Raw genomic sequence first — 7,445 nt, forward strand, 5'->3', positions numbered from 1 at the left:
GCCCACCGCCATGCTCGACGAGTCGCTGCTCGACGCCCCGGAAGACCTGGCCCGAGCCGACCGGCGCGGTCTGCTCCGCGGAGCCGCCGAGGCCGGGGCACGCGTCCGTACCGCCGCCCGGCACGCCGCCGAGGCGGGCATCGGCACCCTGGCTCCCGAAGGACGGCCCCGCGCCGTCCTCGTCGCGGGGCCGGGCACCGCCGCGCGGGGCGTCGCCGACCTGGTCGGGGCGCTCGCCGGAGCTTCGGCGCCCGTCGTACCGATCCGCCCCACCGGCGTGGCCGCCGCCGCCGGCGCGCTGCGCTGGACCCTGCCCGGCTGGGCGGGCTCCGTGGACCTGCTGCTCATCGCGACGGCCGACGGATCGGAGCCCGGCCTCGCCCTGCTCGCCGAGCAGGCCTACCGCCGTGGCTGCACGGTCGTCGCCGTCGCGCCCGTGCGGTCCCCGCTGCGGGAGACCGTCGACGGCGTGCACGGGCTCGTCGTGCCGATGGCCGCCGCCCCGCACGGCGAGTACGACGCCGAGACCTCGGCCGCCGGGCCCGGCACGCTCTGGGCGCTGCTGACCCCGCTGCTCGCCCTGCTGGACCGGGTGGGGCTGATCGACGCACCCGCCGATGTGCTGCAGAAGGCCGCCGACCGCCTGGACCGCACCGCCGAACGCTGCGGGCCGGCCACCGCCACGTACAACAACCCGGCGAAGACGCTCGCGGCGGAACTCGCCGACAGCCTTCCCCTTGTCTGGACGGAGGGTGACGCCGCCGGCCCCGTCGGGCGCCGCTTCGCCGCCGTCCTGGCCGAGCTGGCCGGGCGCCCGGCCCTCGTGGCGGAGCTCCCGCAGGCGCTGCCCGCCCACGGCGGCCTGCTCGCCGGGGCGTTCGCGGCGGGCGGCGACCCCGACGACTTCTTCCGCGACCGGGTGGACGAACCGGAGGCCATGCGGGCCCGGGTGGTGCTGCTCCGCGACCGGCCGGCCGGCGGTCTCACGGCGGCACCGGCCGCCCGGGAGCTCGCCCTCAGCCACGACACGGCCATCAGCGAGCTCGAACCGGAGGAGGGCAGCGTGCTGGAATCCCTCGCCGAACTTCTCGCGGTCACCGACTTCGCCGCCGTCTACCTCTCCCTGGCCTCGGACAACCGGGCCTGACCGGCGGACGGACGCGAGGAGGTCCCGGGGGCCGCCTGAACTGGCGGCCCTGCTGGTCCTTCCGGTCCTTGCGGGCTCTTCCGGCCCTACGGGTTCTTCCGGTCCGGCGGGTTCTTCCGGTCCGGCGGCTCGTGGATCCTCCTGCTCCGGCGGCCTGCGGATCCTCCTGGTTTGGCGGTCCGCGTCCTTCGCCGTTCCGGCCGCGGCGACCCGGTGTTCTCCTTCCGGCGGCCCGCTGTTCGGTTCTGGCGGACACGCTCTTCGTTCCGATGGCCGGACACACCTTCCGCCGCCGTGTTCCACGGAGCTCCACGCATCAGGCGGCGGCCCGGCCGGACGACCCGGCGGCCGGGGCAGGCGACCATCCGCTACCCGGCACCACCCACCCCTTCCGCACCATCCACTCCTCCTGCACCTCCTGCACCTCCCGCACCTCCCGAGGACGACATCTCATGGACCGGCTCTCCAACACCGTGCGCCCCTACGCCTGGGGCTCCACCACCGCGATCCCCGAACTGCTCGGCACAGCCCCCACCGGCGAACCCCAGGCCGAGCTGTGGATGGGAGCACACCCCGGAGCACCCTCCCGCCTCACCCGCCCCGGCGCCGGGACCCGTGCCGAGCGGCCTCTCACCGAGGTCATCGCGGCCGACCCCGAACGTGAACTGGGCACGGAGACCCTCCGCAGGTTCGGCCCCCGGCTTCCGTTCCTGCTCAAACTCCTCGCCGCGGACGCCCCGCTCTCCCTCCAGGTCCACCCCGACCCCGCCCAGGCCCGGCGGGGGTACGCCGACGAGGAGCGCCGGGGGGTGCCCGTGGACGCACCGCACCGCACCTACAAGGACGCCGGCCACAAGCCCGAACTGATCTGCGCCCTCACCCCCTTCGAAGGGCTGTGCGGCTTCCGGCGGCCCACGGAGGCGGCCGCCCTGATGGCGGCCCTCGGCGTCGACTCCCTCAAGCCGTACGTCGACCTCCTCGGCGCCCACCCCGAAGAGGCGGCCCTGCGCGAGGTCCTCACGGCGGTCCTCTCCGCCGGCCCGGAGGACATGGCGGGCACGGTGGCCGAGGCGGCCGAGGCCGCCGAGCGGCTCGCCGGAGCCCACGCCCCGTACGCCCGGATCGCCCGCCATTACCCGGGCGACCCCGGGGTCATCGCCGCGATGCTCCTGAACCACGTACGACTGCAGCCCGGAGAAGCCATGTACCTGGGAGCGGGCGTGCCGCACGCCTACCTCGGAGGGCTCGGCGTCGAGATCATGGCCAACTCCGACAACGTGCTGCGCTGCGGACTCACCCCCAAGCACGTCGACATCCCCGAGCTGCTGGACGTCGTCCGGTTCGAGGCGGGCGAGCCCGCGATCCTCCGGCCGGAGGCGTCGCCCTTTGGGGAGGAGCTCTACGAAACCCCGGCAGCCGAGTTCCGGCTCTCCCGTCATGTACTGCCGCCCGGCGGGGCCTCTGCGGACCTGACCGTGAGCGCGCCGCAGATCCTGCTGTGCACGGCAGGCGGCCCCCGGGCCGGTGAACTCACTCTCGCACCCGGGGAATCGGTCTTCGTACCGGCGGACGAACCGGTCGAAGTGTCCGGTACGGGCACACTGTTCCGCGCGACCGTGGCGGTCTGACGTACCGTCCGCAACACCGGCTGCAACAATGTCCGGCCGAATCGCGGCACCGTGCCGCAGCACCGAGGAAGGGACACCACGCACCCATGAGCGCGTCAGGCGGAACCAAGGCGATCGTGGCGGCACTCGCCGCGAATCTCGCGATCGCGGTGGCCAAATTCGTGGCGTTCCTCTTCAGTGGTTCGTCGTCGATGCTCGCGGAGAGCGTCCACTCGCTCGCGGACTCCGGCAACCAGGGACTACTGCTCCTGGGAGGCAAGAGGGCCCAGCGGGAAGCCACCCCCCAGCACCCCTTCGGCTACGGACGTGAGCGCTACATCTACGCGTTCCTCGTCTCCATCGTGCTGTTCTCGGTCGGTGGCATGTTCGCCGTCTACGAGGGCTACGAGAAGATCAAGCACCCGCACGAGATCGAAGCCTGGTACTGGCCGGTGGGCGTGCTGATCTTCGCGATCATCGCCGAGGGCTTCTCGTTCCGGACGGCCATCAAGGAGTCCAACGAGACCCGCGGCAAGCTCTCCTGGACGGAGTTCGTCCGACGGGCCAAGGCGCCCGAACTCCCCGTGGTCCTGCTGGAGGACTTCGGAGCGCTCGTCGGTCTGGTCCTGGCCCTCGGTGGTGTCGGCCTCGCCCTGGGCACCGGAAACGGCATCTGGGACGGCATCGGCACCCTCTGCATCGGCATCCTGCTCATCGCCATCGCGATCGTCCTCGCGGCGGAGACCAAGTCGCTGCTGCTCGGCGAGGCCGCCGGGATCGAGGACGTCGAGAAGATCAAGAACTCGGTGGTGGACGGTGACACCGTGACCCGCGTCATCCACATGCGCACGCTCCACCTGGGCCCGGAGGAGCTGCTGGTCGCGGCCAAGATCGCGGTCCGGCACGACGAGTCCGCGTCGGAGATCGCCGACGCCATCAACGCCGCCGAGGCCCGCATCCGGGCCGCGGTCCCGATCGCCCGCGTCATCTACCTCGAACCCGACATCTACAACGCCCAGGCCGCCGCCGCCGGTACCAACCCGGGGAAGGACTCCGGCGGCACGGAACGGCCGGGCGGAACGGAGACGCCCGGCACCACGGGCACGGGGCCGTCGTCCGAAGGCTCCACCGCACCCTGACACACCCCCGTCGGCCTTCTTCCGGCCTTTCTCCGGTCCGCCTTCGGTCCGCCTCCGGTCCCCGGTCCTCTCCTCCGGCTCCTCCGGTGGCCGAGAGGGACCGGTCACCGGAAGGTTCAGGCCACAAGCCCCGCGGTCCGGCCCCGAACGGCCCGGTGACCCATCACGATCCCCGGTGGGACTGGGGTTCGCTGGGCCGTTCGGTGTAGATTCGTCGCAGTACCAGACGTCGCTGCTGATGGCGGTCGATCGGTCCGCGGTCGCGGACCGGCCGAGGGAGAGAGGGCCTCCGACGGACTGCGCTGTGATCGCCCGGGCATCCGTATGCCCGTGGCCACCACGGAGCCATCCAGCCCACTCCCGACCCATCATGAGGAGCAGCCCATCATGACGACGGCCGCCAGGAACACGGACTTCAAGGTCGCCGACCTCTCCCTCGCCCCCTTCGGGCGCAAGGAGATCACCCTCGCCGAGCACGAGATGCCCGGCCTGATGTCGATCCGCGAGGAATACGCCGCGGCGCAGCCCCTGGCGGGCGCGCGCATCACCGGTTCGCTGCACATGACGGTGCAGACGGCGGTGCTCATCGAGACGCTCGTCGCTCTCGGCGCCGAGGTCCGGTGGGCCTCGTGCAACATCTTCTCCACCCAGGACCACGCGGCCGCGGCCATCGCGGTGGGCCCGACCGGCACCCCTGACGCCCCGGCCGGTGTGCCGGTCTTCGCGTGGAAGGGCGAGAGCCTGGAGGAGTACTGGTGGTGCACGGAGCAGGCTCTGACCTGGCCGAACACCCCGACCGGCGGCCCGAACATGATCCTCGACGACGGTGGTGACGCCACCCTCCTCGTCCACAAGGGTGTCGAGTTCGAGAAGGCCGGCCAGGCCCCGGACCCCTCGACCGCGGACAGCGAGGAGTACGCGCACATCCTCACCCTGCTGAACCGGACCCTGGGCGAGTCGCCGCAGAAGTGGACCCAGCTGGCGTCCGAGATCCGCGGCGTGACCGAGGAGACCACCACCGGTGTGCACCGGCTGTACGAGATGCACCGCGACGGCACCCTCCTTTTCCCGGCGATCAACGTCAACGACGCGGTCACCAAGTCGAAGTTCGACAACAAGTACGGCTGCCGCCACTCCCTCATCGACGGCATCAACCGCGCCACCGACGTCCTGATCGGCGGCAAGACCGCCGTCGTCTGCGGCTACGGCGACGTGGGCAAGGGCTGCGCGGAGTCCCTGCGCGGCCAGGGTGCCCGGGTGATCATCACGGAGATCGACCCGATCTGCGCGCTGCAGGCGGCGATGGACGGTTACCAGGTGACCACGCTGGACGACGTGGTGGAGACCGCGGACATCTTCGTGACCACGACCGGCAACAAGGACATCATCATGGCCGGTGACATGGCCCGGATGAAGCACCAGGCCATCGTGGGCAACATCGGTCACTTCGACAACGAGATCGACATGGCCGGCCTGGCGAAGATCGACGGCATCGTCAAGGACGAGGTCAAGCCGCAGGTCCACACCTGGACCTTCCCCGACGGCAAGGTGCTGATCGTGCTCTCCGAGGGCCGTCTGCTGAACCTCGGCAACGCCACCGGCCACCCGTCCTTCGTGATGTCGAACTCCTTCGCGGACCAGACCCTGGCGCAGATCGAGTTCTTCACCAAGCCCGAGTCCTACCCGACCGACGTCTACGTCCTGCCCAAGCACCTCGACGAGAAGGTCGCCCGGCTCCACCTCGACGCACTGGGCGTGAAGCTCACGACCCTGCGCCAGGAGCAGGCCGACTACATCGGCGTGCCGGTCGAAGGCCCGTACAAGTCCGACCTCTACCGCTACTGAGAAGGCCGCCGGCCCCGGTCGGCGCCCCTTCCGGCGAACAGGTCCGAGCGCAGGCCCCCGCACCCCCGTGCCGGGGGCCTGCCCCGTACCGCACCTTGTCGCCGAGCCGGAACCGGCCGCGCCACCCGCAGATCCCGGAGTGGTACCCGCCACCCGCAGATCCTGCAACGGCACCCGGCACCCGGCACCCGGCACCCGAGCCCGGAGCGGCACCCGGCACCCGATGCCACCGGTTACGCAGGGAGCCGTCCCGTCTTACGCCGGGAGCCGTCCCGTCGTCGCACGCGTACGTATCCGAGGAACCCGAAGGACCCCATGCCCCGAGGCAGGTATTCGCTCCACGATCCCCATGACCACACCCCCCTCGGTGAAGAACACTTCCAATGCGCCCCCGGCCCTTCCGGGTGGCGCTACGTCTCCCGGACCACGTCGCCCTCCGGTACACACCTGGGCTCCGTCGACCTGGCTCTGGACGACCTGGGCCGCCCCATCCGGCTCGAACTGCACGCCGCGGACTGGCAGGTCCGCGGAGCGGCGCTCGAAGGCGTGACCTGGGTACGCACGGACCCGGCCGGCCTTCACGCCACCGAAGGCAACGTCCGCGCCCGCACCTTCTCCGGAACCTCCCCCGCTTTCCTCGTCGCCACGAGCCGGCTTCTGCGCCTCACCCCCGATTCCGGCGAGACCCGTGTTCGTCTGGTCACCTTCACGGACCCGGTGCTCGCCCCCCGTACCGTCGATCAGTCCTGGGCCTTGGTGGACAGTGAAACGCACGCCACTGACAACGGCCCTCTGACTGTGGACGAATACCGGGTCAGCGCACTGGACACGGGTGAGCGGCATACCGTTCACATCGCCGGGGACGTCGTCCTCGCGGCCCCTGGCGTCGAGTTGGAGGATCTCGAATCGCCGCCCTCACCGGCCCCCCGGCAGGCGGGGTGAAGCAGCCGGACCCGACGGCAGTGGCTACGCGGGAGGCGCGAAGCCCGTGGCGGCCGATGAGCCGGGTCCCGTCGTACCCGGGGCCCTCTCGGGTACGGGACTGTCGTCTCCGACGGGGCTGGTGAGCGCGGTCGGGACGACAGGGGCGGCAGGCCCGGTGGGGCCGGTGGGGCCGACCGGCCGGTGGGGCCGGAAGGGATCGGCGAGGGCTTGCCGCGCCCCGGACTGCGCCCCTTCCTGTGCCCCGGACGGCAGGTACGCCGTCGGGTGCCCGGAAGCCCGGTGGCCCGCCGTGGCCCTCACCCGGCGGACATCGCGCGTCTGGCGTTCGCTGACCACCGCTGCCAGAAAGGCCGCCGTCGGCACCCCGGGGGGAACGGGAACTCCGGTACGGGCGACGAGGTCCGCCGCCAGACGGTCGGCGATCGACCGGTCCACGGCGGGATCCAGCTGGCGCATACGGGTCAGGTACTGGCGTACCGCCAGCCACAGCTCGTCGGGGACCGTGGACAGGTCCAGCTGCGAGAAACGCCCCACGAGCCAGGGCGGAGGCGGCGGAACGACGGCGGCCCGCCCCGCGGGAACCCGTTCGCGTACGACGAGGGTGCCCGCGAACACGTCACCGAGCCGTCGGCCGCGGGCCGACACCAAGGACGAGACACAGGCGACGACACCGAGGGTGCCCAGGACCTCGACCACGCCCATCGCCCCGCGCACCAAGGCGTGCCGGAACCGGATCGGCCCGCCGTCGTCCCGCACCACCCG

Annotated in this window: 6 protein-coding genes (1 of these 6 running past the window's edge); 5 read left to right on the forward strand and 1 reads right to left on the reverse strand. The window is 71.9% G+C overall.

Annotated elements, in window-relative coordinates:
• The first annotated feature begins 10 nt into the window (after positions 1 to 10).
• The 5 genes from CP967_RS21045 (at position 11) to CP967_RS21070 (ending at position 6,680) form a co-directional block, all read left to right on the forward strand.
• The gene (locus tag CP967_RS21045; RefSeq protein WP_150489457.1) at positions 11 to 1,147 is read left to right on the forward strand and encodes an SIS domain-containing protein; all 1,137 of its coding nucleotides are present in this window, start codon (positions 11 to 13) and stop codon (positions 1,145 to 1,147) included.
• 452 nt (positions 1,148 to 1,599) lie between these two features.
• Complete coding sequence (gene manA, locus CP967_RS21050) at positions 1,600 to 2,775, forward strand: mannose-6-phosphate isomerase, class I (protein ID WP_150489458.1); 1,176 nt, start codon at positions 1,600 to 1,602, stop codon at positions 2,773 to 2,775.
• Between the two features lie 86 nt (positions 2,776 to 2,861).
• A complete protein-coding gene (locus CP967_RS21055; protein WP_150489459.1) occupies positions 2,862 to 3,893 on the forward strand; it encodes a cation diffusion facilitator family transporter in 1,032 nt (343 codons plus the stop codon).
• A gap of 387 nt (positions 3,894 to 4,280) precedes the next feature.
• The gene (ahcY, locus tag CP967_RS21065) at positions 4,281 to 5,738 is read left to right on the forward strand and encodes an adenosylhomocysteinase (RefSeq protein WP_150489460.1); all 1,458 of its coding nucleotides are present in this window, start codon (positions 4,281 to 4,283) and stop codon (positions 5,736 to 5,738) included.
• A gap of 315 nt (positions 5,739 to 6,053) precedes the next feature.
• Positions 6,054 to 6,680 carry a hypothetical protein gene (locus CP967_RS21070; protein ID WP_150489461.1) on the forward strand — a complete coding sequence of 209 codons (627 nt, stop codon included), beginning with the start codon at positions 6,054 to 6,056 and terminating at the stop codon, positions 6,678 to 6,680.
• 24 nt (positions 6,681 to 6,704) lie between these two features.
• Here the strand turns inward: CP967_RS21070 and CP967_RS21075 are convergent, their stop codons facing one another.
• Positions 6,705 to 7,445: the 3' portion of an RDD family protein gene (locus CP967_RS21075; protein ID WP_150491974.1), read on the reverse strand. The gene runs 273 nt beyond the window's last position; the window shows 741 of its 1,014 coding nt (coding positions 274–1,014); its start codon lies off the right edge, out of view; it ends in the stop codon at positions 6,705 to 6,707.

The sequence above is a fragment of the Streptomyces nitrosporeus genome, assembly GCF_008704555.1.
GTDB classification, from domain to species: domain Bacteria; phylum Actinomycetota; class Actinomycetes; order Streptomycetales; family Streptomycetaceae; genus Streptomyces; species Streptomyces nitrosporeus.